Source organism: Stenotrophomonas sp. LARHCG68 (genome assembly GCF_052871705.1).
In genome coordinates, this window is sequence record NZ_JBIXJV010000001.1 from 304,313 (window position 1) to 319,007 (window position 14,695).

The 14,695-nt window shown below is 67.3% G+C and carries 13 protein-coding genes; 7 read left to right on the forward strand and 6 right to left on the reverse strand.

What is annotated here, in order from left to right; genetic code table 11:
- Positions 1-5 precede the first annotated feature (5 nt).
- The 4 genes from ACIPR8_RS01315 to queD form a co-directional block, all read right to left on the reverse strand.
- A complete protein-coding gene (locus ACIPR8_RS01315; RefSeq protein WP_132865725.1) occupies positions 6-368 on the reverse strand; it encodes a TfoX/Sxy family protein in 363 nt (120 codons plus the stop codon).
- The gene (locus tag ACIPR8_RS01320) at positions 365-847 is read right to left on the reverse strand and encodes a GAF domain-containing protein (RefSeq protein ID WP_446539922.1); all 483 of its coding nucleotides are present in this window, start codon (positions 845-847) and stop codon (positions 365-367) included. Before ACIPR8_RS01320 ends, ACIPR8_RS01315 begins: the two co-directional genes overlap by 4 nt.
- A 196-nt stretch (positions 848-1,043) precedes the next feature.
- Positions 1,044-1,403, reverse strand: coding sequence for a phasin family protein (locus ACIPR8_RS01325; protein WP_446539923.1), 360 nt, complete (start codon positions 1,401-1,403; stop codon positions 1,044-1,046).
- A gap of 260 nt (positions 1,404-1,663) precedes the next feature.
- Entirely contained in the window at positions 1,664-2,020 is a 357-nt protein-coding gene (gene queD / locus ACIPR8_RS01330; protein WP_446539924.1) for a 6-carboxytetrahydropterin synthase QueD, read from the reverse strand.
- 198 nt (positions 2,021-2,218) lie between these two features.
- Here queD and ACIPR8_RS01335 point away from each other — a divergent pair, with 198 nt between their 5' ends.
- Positions 2,219-4,849 (forward strand): TonB-dependent receptor plug domain-containing protein, encoded by a 2,631-nt coding sequence (locus ACIPR8_RS01335; RefSeq protein ID WP_446539925.1) that lies wholly within the window; start codon positions 2,219-2,221, stop codon positions 4,847-4,849.
- Positions 4,850-5,133: 284 nt separating this feature from the next.
- A complete protein-coding gene (locus tag ACIPR8_RS01340; protein WP_446539926.1) occupies positions 5,134-7,701 on the forward strand; it encodes a M14 family zinc carboxypeptidase in 2,568 nt (855 codons plus the stop codon).
- A 217-nt stretch (positions 7,702-7,918) separates the two neighbouring features.
- Here ACIPR8_RS01340 and ACIPR8_RS01345 read toward each other — a convergent pair whose 3' ends face one another.
- Positions 7,919-9,346 carry a DEAD/DEAH box helicase gene (locus ACIPR8_RS01345; RefSeq protein WP_192287715.1) on the reverse strand — a complete coding sequence of 476 codons (1,428 nt, stop codon included), beginning with the start codon at positions 9,344-9,346 and terminating at the stop codon, positions 7,919-7,921.
- Positions 9,347-9,713: 367 nt separating this feature from the next.
- Here ACIPR8_RS01345 and ACIPR8_RS01350 point away from each other — a divergent pair, with 367 nt between their 5' ends.
- A complete protein-coding gene (locus tag ACIPR8_RS01350; protein ID WP_446539927.1) occupies positions 9,714-10,703 on the forward strand; it encodes a fumarylacetoacetate hydrolase family protein in 990 nt (329 codons plus the stop codon).
- A gap of 93 nt (positions 10,704-10,796) precedes the next feature.
- On the forward strand, positions 10,797-11,453 hold the full coding sequence (maiA, locus tag ACIPR8_RS01355) for a maleylacetoacetate isomerase (RefSeq protein WP_132865717.1): 657 nt from the start codon (positions 10,797-10,799) through the stop codon (positions 11,451-11,453).
- Between the two features lie 156 nt (positions 11,454-11,609).
- Here maiA and ACIPR8_RS01360 read toward each other — a convergent pair whose 3' ends face one another.
- Positions 11,610-12,740 (reverse strand): PilT/PilU family type 4a pilus ATPase, encoded by a 1,131-nt coding sequence (locus tag ACIPR8_RS01360; RefSeq protein ID WP_132865716.1) that lies wholly within the window; start codon positions 12,738-12,740, stop codon positions 11,610-11,612.
- A 98-nt stretch (positions 12,741-12,838) separates the two neighbouring features.
- Here ACIPR8_RS01360 and ACIPR8_RS01365 point away from each other — a divergent pair, with 98 nt between their 5' ends.
- The 3 genes from ACIPR8_RS01365 to ACIPR8_RS01375 all read left to right on the forward strand — a co-directional run bounded on the left by ACIPR8_RS01365 (position 12,839) and on the right by ACIPR8_RS01375 (position 14,657).
- Positions 12,839-13,228: a DUF4398 domain-containing protein gene (locus ACIPR8_RS01365; RefSeq protein ID WP_446539928.1), complete on the forward strand. Its 390-nt coding sequence runs from the start codon at positions 12,839-12,841 to the stop codon at positions 13,226-13,228.
- On the forward strand, positions 13,228-14,109 hold the full coding sequence (locus ACIPR8_RS01370) for an OmpA family protein (protein ID WP_132865714.1): 882 nt from the start codon (positions 13,228-13,230) through the stop codon (positions 14,107-14,109). Before ACIPR8_RS01365 ends, ACIPR8_RS01370 begins: the two co-directional genes overlap by 1 nt.
- 329 nt (positions 14,110-14,438) lie before the next feature.
- Complete coding sequence (locus ACIPR8_RS01375) at positions 14,439-14,657, forward strand: YdcH family protein (protein ID WP_132865713.1); 219 nt, start codon at positions 14,439-14,441, stop codon at positions 14,655-14,657.
- Positions 14,658-14,695: the final 38 nt, after the last annotated feature.

Below are 14,695 nucleotides of genomic sequence, written 5' to 3' on the forward strand. Positions count from 1 at the left end.
GTGGCTCACTCCTCGCCGAAGCGGATCTCGCCGGTTTCCTCGGGCTCGTCCTCCGGCTGCATGCGCGTCTCGTGCACGGGGCCGGCCACCTGCGCGGCGCGCAGCGTGGTCAGCTCGCCGGCCACCGCTTCGTACTCGCAGACCAGTTGTTGCCGGCGTGCCTCGGGTACCTCCTGCCAGTGGCAACCCACCAGCGCGCCCTCCAGCGAATACAGCAGGTTGAGGCTGGGCTTGAAGCCGGCCCGGCGCACCTTCATGAAGGCGCCCACCGCACCGACCGCGGCGATGTCCTGTTCGGTGCGCAGGCCGACCTGGCGCAACCAGGCCGCGCTCTTCGGGCCGATGTTGCGCAGCTTGGTGGTGCTCACCGCAGCGCCTCGACGAAAACCTGCGCGATGGCTTCCAGCCCGAGCTGGTCATCGCCATCGAAGCGCGCCAGCACTGGGCTGTCGATGTCGAACACGCCGACCAGTTCGCCATCGCGTACCAGCGGCACGACCAGTTCCGAACGCGAGGCCGAGTCGCAGGCGATATGGCCCGGGAACGCATCCACGTCCTCGATGCGCTGGGTCTGGCGGGTGCTGGCCGCCGCGCCGCACACGCCCTTGTGCAGCGGGATGCGCACGCAGGCCGGCAGGCCCTGGAATGGCCCAACCACCAGTTCGGTGCCGTCGTAGAAGTAGAAACCCACCCAGTTCAACTGCGGCAGTGCGTGGTAGACCAGCGCCGACAGGTTGGCCGCGTTGGCGATCCGGTCGGTTTCGCCGTGTACCAGGGCGCGGGCCTGGGCCAGCAGCTGGGCGTACTGTTCCGGCTTGCCGCCGGTAAGCGTATTGGTGCTGAACATCGTGAGAGTCTAACCGCGACGGGACCGGTGATTTTGCCACCGCAGGCGCATTGCCGCGCCGCCCGCGCGTCACTGCCTCCTGCAAGGCAGGCCGGTGGCGGCAACGGACGGGCAAAAAAAGACCCGTCAGCGGGAGGGGATGCTGACGGGTCTGGGATTGCGCGGGGGAGGGGACCGCGCAAATTCGGTTGCAGGTTCAGCGCGTCTTGCCGCTGGCCTTGGGCGTGGCGGTGAACGGCTGGCTGGCCAGTGCACCCAGCGCCTCGCTGGTCTTCAGGTTCAGGCCGATCACTTCCTGTCCGGCCGAGGCAAGGCGCTCGAAGTTGTCACGTGCCAACTGCATGCCCTTGGGCAGCAACGCCTGCAGGTCGACCTGGGCGCCGGCCTGGGCCAGCTCACCGAAGAAGCCCGCGGTGGCATTGGTGTTCCGTTCCAGGGTGCGCAGCTGCACCCCGAACACGCTTTCGGCATTCTCCAGCGTCAGCCGGTTCGCGCGGTTGGCCGCGGCGGCGAGCTGCTGGGTGTAGCTGCTGAAATCGTTGAACTGGGCGGACATCACGGCGTTCGGGAGGGCCTTTGTTGCGTTGCAGCATAGCGCGGATTTTGCGCAGTGCAACACCGCGGGACGGATTTTTCTGACCCATTCAGTTTTGCACGCCATTTCCCCGCCCTTTCGCTGCAGGCGGAGGGGAGGGATGAGGAGTGCTCGGCGTGATGCCGGATGTCGGCAGTGATGCGCCGCCGATGCAAGTGGGCGGGCCGGTGCCTGTACTGGCTTCGCGGCCGAGGCCGCGCCTACGGCAGGGCTGGCGCCCTTCAGCTGCCGCGATAGCTGCAGCCGGAGGTGCAGGTCTCATGCACCACCACTTCACTGAGCAGCGGCAGCGAAGGCTTCAAGCGTTCCCAGATCCACATGGCCAGGCGCTCGCTGGTCGGGTTCTCCAGGCCGGGGATGTCGTTGAGGTAGTGATGGTCCAACTGGTCATACAGCGGCTGGAAAACGGCCTTCAGGTCACTGAAGTCCATGATCCAGCCGGTGTCGGCGCCCGGTTCGCCGCTGACCCGCAGTTCCACGCGGAACGAGTGGCCGTGCAGGCGTGCGCACTTGTGGCCCGGCGGCACGTTGGGCAGCCGGTGTGCGGCTTCGAGGGTGAAAACCTTGAAAATATCCATGCGCGCAATTGTAGGGCGCTGACAGGCCACGTGCCGGCCGGTCCGATGCGGGCCGCGGACGCAGGTTTTCATATATTCATCCATCTTGATGAAGAGATGTAACTTTTCGTCATGTGTGGATGAGCGGAGGTTATTGGCCGGACATTTACCGCGCATGTCCTACTTGCCGGGCAATTTTCGCTTCCTCCCCCCGAGCTCATGCCCAATCGTTCCCTGCTTGCCATCGCCGTCGCGGCTGCCGCCGCGGCGCTCTCCCCCCACGCCTTCGCCGAGGCCGCCAACGACAGCAAGACGCTGGAGGCGGTGCGGGTCACCGGCTCCAACATCAAGCGCAGCGACACCGAGACCGCCAACCCGGTGCAGGTGATCGAACGCCAGCAGCTGGAGGAATCCGGCAAGGCCACCGTCGCCGACCTGCTGCGCTCCATCTCCGCCAACACCGGCAACGCCGCCAACGAAACCAGCAACAGCGGCTGGGCCTCGGGCTCGGCCGGCATCGGCCTGCGTGGCCTGTCGCAGAAGAACACGCTGGTGCTGCTCAACGGCCGCCGCCTGGCCAACTATGGCTTCCCGTCCGGTGGCCTGTCCGACACCTTCGTCAACCTCAACGCGTTGCCGCTGGTGGCGGTGGAGCGCATCGAAGTGCTCAAGGACGGCGCCTCGGCCGTGTACGGTTCCGATGCGGTGGCCGGCGTGGTCAACATCATCACCCGGCAGGGCTTCGAGGGCGCCGAGCTGGGCGTCAGCGGCGGCACCTCCGACGCCGGCGGCCTGGACCAGCAGAACGTCAAGTTCATCGGTGGCATCGGTGACCTGGACACGGACGGCTACAACATCCTGGTCTCGCTGGAAGGCTACAACCGCGACCGCCTGGACCAGGACCAGCGTGCGCTGACCCGTTCGGGCATCTACACCGACCTCGCCGGCGGCCGCTGGAACGGCTGGTCGGCCAAGGGCGCGCGCTACCTGGTCAACGGCAAGTCGGTGCCGATGCTCGATGCCGGCGGCAACTGCCCGGAAGGCACGGTGCTCACCGCCAGTGCACCGATCGACGGCCTGGCCGGCAATACCTGCGCGTTCAACCAGGCGCCATACACCACGCTGATCCCGTCTACCAAGCGCTGGCAGGCCTACGTCAACGGCACGCTGCGCCTGAATGAGTCGGTCGATGCGTTCGCCGAAGTGATCTACAGCGACATCAAGGGCGTGTCCTGGTTCGGCTCCAGCCCGTTCTTCACCCTGGAAAGCGGGCGCTTCGCGCTCAACGCCGACACCGGGCTGGCCGAGCCGGTGCGTTCGACCCTGCCCGCCGGCAACCCGTACAACCCGTACGGCGTGGACGTGCCGATCGAATACACGTTCTTCAACCTCGGTGGCACCCTCAAGACCAATCGTTCGCAGGCCTATCGCGGCGTGGTTGGCCTGCGTGGCAGCGGCGAGAAGTGGGATTGGGAAGTGGGAGCATTCCAGGCCGCGAGCAAGGAGCGTGAAACCGTCTCCGGCGGCTTCGCCAACCGCTGGGCACTTTACGACGCGCTCGCGTCGGGCAGCTACAACCTGCTCAACCCGTCGGCGACCGACCCGGCCGTGCTCAAGGCCATCGGCCTGAGCACGCTGCGCCCGGCCGATTCGGTGCTCAAGGGCCTGGATGCCAAGGTCTCCGGCATGCTGGGCTCGACCTGGGCCGGCACCATCGGCTTCGCCGCCGGCGCCGAATGGCGCCAGGAAACGCTGGACTCCGACAACCCCTGGCAGATCGATGCCGGCCTGCAGGTGCGTCCGGCCATTGCCGAGGTGCACGGCGAGCGCAAGGTCAGCGCCGCCTACGCCGAACTGAACGTGCCGCTGCACAGTACGCTGGAATTGCAGGCCGCCGCGCGCGCGGACCACTACAGCGACTTCGGCAATGCGTTCTCGCCCAAGCTGGGGCTGCGCTGGCAGCCGCTGGACTGGCTGCTGGTCCGCGCCGCGGCCTCGCGCGGTTTCCGCGCACCGTCGCTGTCGGAGAACTCGGCCTCCACCAGCATCGCCTACGGCTCGGTGGTCGATCCGCACGATCCGGACGTGGCCGGTTCGCGGCAGAACCCGACCTTCTTCACCGTCGGCAACAACAACCTGGACCCGGAGCGCACGCGCAGCTTCAACGCCGGCATCGTGCTCTCGCCGTGGCAGCGCACCAGCCTGAGCGTGGACTACTACCGCATCAAGCTGGACAACCTGATCGGCAGCGGCAACACCACCACGCTGGTGGCCGAGAACAACCCGGCCAACGTGCTGCGTGATGCGCGCGGCAAGCTGCTGGCCGTCTACAACCGCTACCAGAACCTGAGCGAGCTGGAGACCTCCGGCATCGACGTGGAACTGCGCCAGGGCTGGTCCACCGCGCGCCTGGGTACGTTCGGCCTGTCCTCGGCGCTGACCTATGTCATCGACTACAAGCGCCCGCAGGTCACCGGCGGCCCGCTGGTGGACTACGCCGGCTCCAACCTCGGCCCGTCCCTGCCCGATACCAAGGCCACCACCACGCTGGACTGGGCGCTGGGCGACTGGCGCACCGCGCTGACCTGGTACTACACCAGCGGCTACGACCAGGAAGGCAGCGCCGCGGCCAAGGCGGTGCAGAAGGAGGTGGCCAGCTACAGCCAGTTCGACCTGTACCTGGGCTACACCGGCATCGACAAACTCACCGTCTACGCCAAGGTGCAGAACATCGGTGACCGTCAGCCGCCCCATGATGCGACCTTCCCGGGCGTGCGCGCACCGTACGACTTCAGCCAGTACGACCTGCGCGGCCGCTACTACACGGTGGGCTTCGACTACCGCTTCTGACCGTGGGCCCTCTCCCGCATGCGGGAGAGGGAGCGTCACGCATTGACTCATGCCTTTCTCGCATGCAGGCGCCTGGCGCATTGACTCAAGCCCCTCTCCCGCATGCGGGAGAGGGGTTGGGGTGAGGGCAGAACGAGGGGCCAGCGTGGCTCGGCTCGGCGCCACAACCCAATGCCCGAAGCGCCTTCATCCGCCCCTGCGGGGCACCTTCTCCCATGCGTGGGAGAAGTGAACAGCCGGCACCGTTCGTGATCCGTGCCAAACAACCGGGGAATCCGTCGCCCATGTCATTCCGCCTTGTCCTGGTCCTGTTGCTCGCGGCAGTTGTCAGCGCAACACCGGCCTTCGCCCAATCCAGCTACTACTTTCCAGCCGCGCAGCAGTTCGATGCGAAGGTGCCCTCGCCGCAGCAGTTCCTCGGTTACGACATCGGCAGCCAGTACACCCGCCACGATCAGCTGGTGGCGTACTTCAACGAACTGGCGCGTGTTTCGGACCGGGTCACCGTCGAGGTCATCGGCCAGAGCTACGAACATCGCCCGCTGTTGCTGGTGACCATCACTTCGCCGCGCAACCATGCGCGCCGCGCGCAGATCCTGGCGCAGCGGCAGGCGCAGGTGGACCCGGCGCAATCGGCCCCGGGCGCCGACGCGCCAGCGGTGGTCTGGCTGGGCTACAGCGTGCATGGCAACGAGACCTCCAGCGCCGAAGCGGCCCTGCTCACGGCGTACTATCTGGCCGCCAACCAGGACGCGGAAACCGCGCGCTGGCTGGACGAGGCGGTGGTGGTGATCGATCCGGCGCAGAACCCCGATGGGCGCGACCGCGCCGCCAACTGGCACAACGCCTGGGGGTCGCGCCCGCCGTCGGCCGACCCGGCCGACAAGGAGCACGTCGAACCGTTCCCCAGTGGCCGCGTCAACCACTACTTCACCGACCTCAACCGCGACTGGCTGGCCCTGGCACAGGCCGACAGCTGGCCCAAGGTCGCGCAGTTCCATCGCTGGTACCCGAACATCCAGATCGACTTCCACGAGATGGGCAAGGACAGCACCTACTACTTCGAGCCCTCGCCGAAGAGCATGGAAAGCCCGCTGCTGCCGAAGTCCTCGTACGCGGCCAACCACTGGCTGGCGCGCTTCCATGCGCAGGCGCTCGATGCGTTGGGTTCGCTGTACTACACCGGCGAGAACTTCGACAACTTCTCGCCGATCTACGGCTCCACCTATCCGGACTTCCACGGCGGCGTCGGCGTCACCGTGGAGCAGGCCAGCTCGCGCGGGTTGGTGCAGGAGTCGGTCAACGGCCCGCTGCATTTCAACTTCACCATCCGCAACCAGGTCGCGACCGGGTTGGCCAGTGTGCGCGGGGCGGTCGAGGACCGGGTGCGTCTGCTCGCCTTGCAGAAGGATTTCTTCCGCAGCGCCTTGACGCAGGCGGCGGCCTACCCGGTGCGGGACTGGGTGTTCGGTGATGCCGCCGACCCCACGCTCACCCACCGCTTGCTGGCCGTGCTGCTCCAGCATCGCATCCAGGTGCACGCGCTGGCCCGCGATGTCGAGGTCGATGGCAAGCGTTTCCAGGTCGGTTCGGCCTACGTGGTGCCGGCGCGACAGCCGCAGTTCCGGCTGGCCCATGCGATCTTCGAGTTCACGCCGCCGGTGAAGGGCGACGTGTTCTATAGCGGAACCTCCTACGCCGTGGCCGCAGCCTACGGGCTGCGCTACGCGGCCAGCCGCGGTGCCTTGCCGGCCGGTGCAGTGGTGGATGGCGTTCCGCAGGCGCAGGGGGGCATCAGTGGCGGCCGTGCCGGCTTTGCCTACGTTGCCGATGCACGGGATTTCGCCAGCTATCGCCTGATCGGTGGGTTGCTGCACGACGGGGTGCGGTTGCGCACCGCGCACCAGCCGTTCACCGCAGTCACGGCATCGGGCGAAGTGGCCTTCAGCCATGGCGCGGTGGTGATTCCGGTCGCCGGTCAGACGCTTGACGCCGATGCCCTTCGGGCCAGGGTGCTGGCGCGCGCACAGGACGCCGGTGTCACCGTGCATGCCCTGGCCAGCGGTCGTAGCGCCGGCGGCATCGACCTGGGCAGCGACAACGTGCGGGTGTTGCGTGCGCCGAGCATCGCGCTGGTGATGGGCGAGGGCGTGTCGCCCACCGAGATCGGTTCGGCCTGGTTCGCACTGGACCAGGCCCTGGGGCTGCCGTCCTCCAAGCTGGACCCCGCACAGCTGGCCAGCGTGGACCTGTCGCGCTACACCTCCATCGTGCTGTCCGGCGGCACCTATGCCACGGTCAGCGAGGCCGGCATCGCCGCGCTCAAGCGCTGGATCAGCGCGGGCGGCTCGCTGGTGGTCTACGGCAGCGGCGCGCGCTGGGCCATCGACAAGGGGCTGGTGGAAGCCAGGCTGCGTGCCGGCGACGGCAAGGACGACGGCGAACGGCTGGATTTCGGCACCGTGCGTGACGTGTTCGCGCTGGGCCGGGTCAGCGGCAACATCCTCAGTGCCGACATCGATCCGACCCATCCGCTGGGCTTTGGCGTGCAGCAGCGCAGGATCTGGGTGAACAAGGAAGGTGGCCTGGTGCTGGAGCCGGTGAAGAACGCTTTCCTCAACGTGGTCAACATCGATCCGGAGCCGCTGGTGAACGGCTACCTCTCCGATGCCAACCGCGCGCGCGTGTCCGGCTCCAGCTACCTGCAGGTGGTGCCGACCGGCAGCGGCAACGTGGTGGTGTTCGCCGATGACCCGGCGCACCGCAAGTACTGGCATGGCACCGAACGCCTGCTGCTCAATGCCTTGTTGCAGTCCAACCAGTTGACCCCGCCACGCCAGCGCGGGGAATAACGAAGAAGGCCTGAAGCCGTTCTCCCGCCTGCACCAGCGAAGAACCAAAGTCCCTCTCCCGCCAGCGGGAGAGGGGTTGGGGAGAGGGCCGGCAGCAGATAGCGGATGGTCGGCAGCAGCCAGCAGCCAGCAGCCCTCATCACCCCAAAACCCAACCAACAAAAAAGCCGGCGCAATGCGCCGGCTTTTTTGTTCAGCTCGGATCCGCTGTTGCAGATCAGGCGCTGGTACGGCTCTGCCCACCGCCCTGGCCACGACCGCCGCCACGACGCTGGCCGCCACCCGGGTGGCCGTCACGGCGCTGCTGGCCGTTGCCGCCATTGCGCTGGCCGTTGCCCGCGGCGCGCGGGGCGCCCGGCTTGGCCTGGCCGCCACGGCCGCCGCGCGGGGCGTCGCCGTTGGAGCGACGCTGGCCATGGCCACCGTTGCCACGGCGCGGGGTCTTGTGGCCGCCCGGCACTTCTGCCTTGCCCGGTGCACTGATGCCCCAGCGGATCGGGGTCTGCGGCTCGAAGCCGGGCACGTCGCGGATGTCCATGTCGCGGTCGAGCAGGCGCACGATCTGGCGCAGCAGCTTGGCCTCGTCCTGCGCCACCAGCGAGATCGCCTCGCCGGTGGAGCCGTTGCGACCGGTGCGGCCGATACGGTGCACGTAGTCTTCCGGCACCATCGGCAGGTCGTAGTTGATGACCTTGGGCAGCTCGTTGATATCGATGCCGCGCGCGGCGATGTCGGTGGCCACCAGCACGGTCACGCGGCCGGCCTTGAAGTCACCCAGCGCACGCAGGCGCTGGCCCTGGCTCTTGTTGCCGTGGATGGCGGCGGTCTTGATGCCGGACTTCTCCAGGAACGTGGCCAGCTTGTCGCAGCCATGCTTGGTACGGCCGAACACCAGCGTCTGCACGCGCGAATCCTGCGCCAGCAGGTGCAGCAGCAGCTCGCGCTTGCGGCCGCCGTCGACCGGGTGCACGCGGTGGGTGATGGTCTCGGCCACGGTGTTCTGCGGCGTCACCTGGATCTGCTTGGGGTTGTGCATGAACTCCAGCGCCAGCTGCTTGATGCTCTCCTCGAACGTGGCCGAGAACAGCAGGGTCTGGCGGTTCTGGCGCGGCAGCTTGGCCAGGATGCGCTTGATCGAGGGCAAGAAGCCCATGTCGAGCATGCGGTCGGCTTCGTCCAGCACCAGGATTTCGATGCCCGACAGGTCGACGCTGCGACGCTCCAGGTGGTCGATCAGGCGGCCCGGGCAGGCCACCAGCAGGTCCACGCCACGGCGCAGCACGTCCAGCTGGTTGCCCATGCCGACGCCGCCGTAGATGCAGGCGCTGGGGATGCGCAGGTACTTGCTGTAGCCACGCAGGCTGTCATGCACCTGGGTGGCCAGCTCGCGGGTCGGCGCCAGGATCAGTGCGCGCGGCTTGCGCGGGCCGTTGCCCACGCTCTGCGGCGCGGTGCCCAGGTGCTGCAGCAGCGGCAGGCCGAACGCGGCGGTCTTGCCGGTACCGGTCTGTGCGCCGGCCAGCAGGTCATGCCCGTCCAGTGCCAGCGGGATCGCCTGCTCCTGGATCGGGGTCGGGTTTTCGTAGCCCTGCTCGGCGAGCGCGCGCAGCAGGAAGGGCGCAAGGCCCAGGTTTTCAAACGACATTGGGAACTCCAGATGGAAATCGCGCCAGACCGAATGGAATGGCGGTGCCGATCGATTCGATCGGCTGACTCGGAGCGTTCCCGTAAACCGCGCTGCGAGAAAATTGGCGCGACCAGCGCGGTGCGCAGGCCGGAATGCGTGACGAAAGGCGTCGGAGTAGGGGCGGGCGGGCGGATCCGGCGGGGCCGGGGATCCTGCACCGCCGGCGGTCCCTCAAGGGAAACGGACGGCCGCTGGCAGACCGCGATAGTCTAGGGGATTGTCGCCGGCGGCACAAAATTGCCTGTTCAGCATTCTCGTGGCGCTGGTCGCCGCTGGCATATTCATTACAATTGAAACTTGTTTACTCCGCAGACTGGACGTTCCCATGAAGCTTGGTTCCCTGAAGGAAGGCGGCCGCGACGGCACCCTGATCGTGGTTTCGCGTGACCTGACCCGCGCCGTGCGGGCCACCGGCATTGCCGCCACCCTGCAGCTGGCGCTGGAGGACTGGTCCAACCTCGCCCCGCGCCTGAACGCCCTGTCCGAGCAGCTCAATGCCGGCGACGTGGATGGCGCGTTCGACCTGGACATGCAGGCGCTGGCCGCGCCGCTGCCGCGCGCCTATGAGTTCGTCGACGGCAGTGCCTACCTGCCGCACGTGGCGCGGGTGCGCAAGGCGCGCGGCGCCGAGGTGCCCGAGTCGTTCTACACCGACCCGCTGATGTACCAGGCCACCAGCGCCGGCTTCTACGGCCCGCGCGACGCGGTCAAGGTGGTCAGCGAGGACTACGGCATCGACCTGGAAGCCGAGATCGTGGTGATCACCGACGACGTGCCGATGGCGGTGACCCCGGCCCAGGCCGCCGGCCACATCCAGCTGGTGGGCCTGGTCAACGACGTCAGCCTGCGCAACCTGATCCCGGCCGAGCTGGCCAAGGGCTTCGGCTTCCTGCAGTCCAAGCCGCGCTCGGCGCTGAGCCCGGTGTTCGTGACCCCGGACGAGCTCGGTGCGGCCTGGCAGGACAACAAGGTGCACCTGCCGCTGGTCACCCACATCAACGGCAAGTGGTTCGGTGCGCCGGAAGCCGGCGTGGACATGCAGTTCAACTTCGCCCAGCTGGTGGCGCATGCCGCCAAGACCCGTCCGCTGTCGGCCGGTGCCATCGTCGGTTCGGGCACCATCGCCAACGAGGACACCTCGCTGGGCGCCTCCTGCTTCGCCGAACAGCGCACGGTCGAGGCACTGCGTGACGGCAAGCCGTCCACGCCGTTCATGAGTTTTGGTGACGTGGTCCACATTGAAATGCTGGACCGTGACGGCAACAGCATTTTCGGTGCGATCGAACAGCGCATCGAACACGCGCCGCTGCCCTGAATCCGGCGGCATCGCCGCCGCTATCGAATTGCGGGTGAAGGTGTCCCTCACCCGCAACGGTTATGTTGTGTGCAAGCGACAGGGGGAACAGACATGGAAGCGGGGCTGAAGCTCTACAGTTACTGGCGCTCGAGCGCCGCCTATCGCGTGCGCATCGGCCTGAACCTCAAGGCGCTGGCCTACGAGCTGATTCCCGTGCACCTGGTGCGCGACGGCGGGCAGCAGCATGCCCCGGACTATGCCGCGCTCAACCCGCAGGAACTGGTGCCGACGTTGCGTGACGGCGAACGCGTGCTGACCCAGTCGATGGCCATCCTGGAGTACCTGGACGAAGTGCATCCGCAGCCGGCGCTGTTGCCGGCCGATGCCGGTGGTCGCGCCCGCGTGCGTGCCCTTGCCCAGCAGGTGGCCTGCGACATCCATCCGCTCAACAACCTGCGGGTGATGCAGTTCTTCGACCGCGAGTGGAACGTGCCGCAACCCGAGCGCGACGAATGGACGCTGCACTGGATGCGTACCGGCCTGGGGGCGTTGGAGACGATGCTGGTGGGTTCGTTCGACACCGGCCGGTTCTGCCATGGCGCCGAGCCGGGCCTGGCCGATTGTTGCCTGATCCCGCAGCTGTACAACGCCCGCCGCTTCCACCTGGACCTGGCCCCGTACCCGACCCTGTGCCGCATCGAGGAAGCCTGCCTGGCGCTGCCGGCCTTCGACGCCGCCCGCCCGGAAAACCAGCCCGACGCCATCTGAGGGCTGGTGACCTCATAGGAGCGGCCTCGGCCGCGAAGCCACAGAACCGCCCGAGGTGCAGGAGTGGGGTCCACCGGCCCCGCGGGCAAGCTCGTTGCTGCCGCAAAACAAAAGCCCCGCTTTGGCGGGGCTTTTGCCAGGCAGCCATCCCAACGTTCAGAAGCCGTGGCTGATCGTCGCCGGCGCGCCCATGTTGAAGTCCGCATACGGGTCGTGCTCGCCGCTGGCGCCCTCGGACAGGCGGAACTTCAGGGCCAGGCCATCGCGCGAGTCGGCCGCACGCAGCGCTTCCTCCTGCTCGATGATGCCGTCCTTGACCATGCGGAACAGGCACTGGTCGAAGCTCTGCATGCCTTCCTCCAGCGACTCTTCCATGGCCTGCTTGATCGCATGCACCTCGCCGCGCCGCAGCAGGTCGCGGATCATCGGCGTGTTGATCAGCACTTCGGTGGCCGGCCGGCGACGGCCGTCCTTGCCCTTGACCAGGCGCTGGGAGATCACCGCGCGCAGGTTCAGCGACAGGTTCATCAGCACGTTCTTGTGCGCGCTTTCCGGGAAGAAGTTGAGGATGCGCTCGATGGTCTGGTCGGCGTTGTTGGAGTGCAGCGTGGCCAGGCACAGGTGGCCGGTCTCGGCGAAGGCGATGGCGGCCTCCATGGTCTCGGCGTCGAGGATCTCGCCGATCAGGATCACGTCCGGCGCTTCGCGCATCGCGTTCTTCAGCGCGTTGTGGAAGGCATGGGTGTCCAGGCCCACTTCACGCTGGTTGACGATGGACTGCTTGTGCTTGTGCAGGAACTCGATCGGGTCCTCGATGGTGAGGATGTGTCCGGTGGAGGTGCTGTTGCGGTGGTCGATCATCGAGGCCAGCGAGGTCGACTTGCCCGAACCGGTCGAGCCGACCACCAGCACCAGCCCGCGCGGGGTCATGATCACGTCCTTGAGCACCTGCGGCAGGTTGAGCTCCTCGATGCTGGGGATGCGGCTCTTGATCGCGCGGATCACCATGCCGACCTCGCCGCGCTGCTTGAACACGTTGACGCGGAAACGCCCGGCATCGGCCAGGGCGATGGCCATGTTGAGCTCCAGGTCGCGCTCGAACTGGGGGACCTGGCCCTCGTCCATCAGCGAATAGGCGATCTTCTTGACCATCCCGGGCGGCAGGCCGGTGCTCCCCAGCGGATACAGCTTGCCCTCGATCTTGATGTAGACCGGCGCCCCGGTCGTCAAAAACATGTCCGAAGCGTTCTTTTCGGTCATCAGCTTCAGGAAGTAGCCGATATCCATGCGCAATAGTTCCCCAACAAACGGCAGCGTGCCGTTGCAAGCACGCCATAGGCTTGACCACAATGGCCGCGCTCAGTCACTCCGGCAACGGCTCCCCAATGAAAGCTAGCTTCGCACACTTAAGACGAATCCTGTATGTGACGGCCTGCGCAACCGCGCTGTTCTGCGGTGCCGCGTTGGCGCAGGACCCGGCCTCGGCCGACCTGATGGCCGCGCAGCAGGCGGTGGAACGCGCTGACCGCGCCGACGCCGACCAGTACGCCCCCGACACCATGGCCATGGCCCGCCAGCAACTGGAACAGGCCCAGCGCGCCGCGCTGGATCGCCGCGAGCGCAAGCAGGCCCCGGCGCTGGCACAGCGTGCCGCCGCCGACGCCGACCTGGCCCGGGTGCAGAGCGAGGAATCGGTCGCGCAGGCCCAGCTGGCCCAGCGCAAGGCCGAGGTCGAGCAACTGCAGCGGCAACTGGCAACGGGGGAGGGCCGGTGATGGCACTGAGGAATCTGGTGGTGGTCGGGCTGCTGGCCCTGCCGATGGCGGCCGTGGCCGCCGAGGATCCGGCCGTGGCCGGGCTGAACCAGCGGCTGGTGGCGTTGCAGGCGGACATGCGTACCGCCGAGGTCGCCGCCTACGAGAAGCTGCAGGCCCAGCAGGCCATCGGCGCGCTGGCCAAGGCCAAGCGCAAGGACCTGGACAACGCCCGTTACCTGGCCGAACGCCGGGTGGCGATCGCCGAGGCGGCCGCGCGTACCGCGTTGGCCCGCCGTGAGATCGAGGAGCTCGAACGCACCCGCAGCGAGCTGCTGATCGAGGCCAGCCGCCGCGATGCGCTGCGTGCCCGGCAGGAGGCCGAGCGGTTGCGCGTGCAGACCCAGATCCAGGCCGAGGAGGCCGAACGCCTACGCCAGGCAGCCGAAGCGGAGACCCTGGCCCGCCAGGACGCCGAAACCGCGCTGACCAGCGTCGCCGGCCGACAGCAGCAGCGCCTGAGCGCGGCCCAGCAGAACGCGGCCAAGCTGGCCCGTGAGGAGGCCGAGCTGGTGTCCGGGCAGCGCCTGCCGGGCTCAAAGTTCGACAACCGCGGTGAGGTGTTCACCTTCGCCGGCGACGCTTTCGCCGCCGGCCAGGCTGCGCTGTCGGCAGGCGCGGGCAACCAGGCCAAGGCGTTGGCCGAGTACCTGAACATCGGCAAGAAGGGGCGGGTGACCATCGAGGCCTACGACAGCGCCAACGGGGTCGGCCAGCGCCGCGCGCAGGCGCTGAAGGACGCCCTGGTCGCCGCTGGGGTGGCCGCCAACCGCATCCAGGTCACCGGCAGGAAGGCCGCCTCCACGCGGGCGCGCTCGGCCGAGGTCATTGTTGCGCCTTGATAAACCTAACTGGCTGAGATTGTTAGGTTTTTGTTGTCTGCTTCCGGCTGAATGTGCGTCAAATCGCTGATTCAGCCACTGCATGGATTGAGCCCTTGCCGGAACCTTTTTGCAGGCGTAGGGTCAATTGTCCGGGTGGTACTTCCGCCACCCGGACAGCGGAGGGCCGAGCCGGTGCAATCCAGGCGCGAACCAGGTTCCGAAGGCTTCCGGTCGGTCGACCGGATGATCCCGGGTGGTTCCGTCGCATGCGGGCCCGGCGCTCCATCCTGCAACGCCCCGTGCCCTCAAGGCCGGGGCGTTCTTGTTTCTGCATGAGGAGGTAAGTCATGTTTGAAGGGCAGCCGCAGAGTGAAATCGAAGCCTTGATGAAGGCCAACCCCGAGTTCAAGCAGCTCTACCAACAGCACAAGAAGCTGAACAAGAAGTGCATGGATGCGGAACTGGGAGTGCTACCCATCAGCGATGGCACACTGGGGCAGATGAAGCGGGAGAAGCTGCTGGCAAAGCAACGACTCCTGAGGATGTACGAGAACCGACCCAACTGACGCTCCCCCGCGTTTGACCGTCATGTCGCGGGCGATGG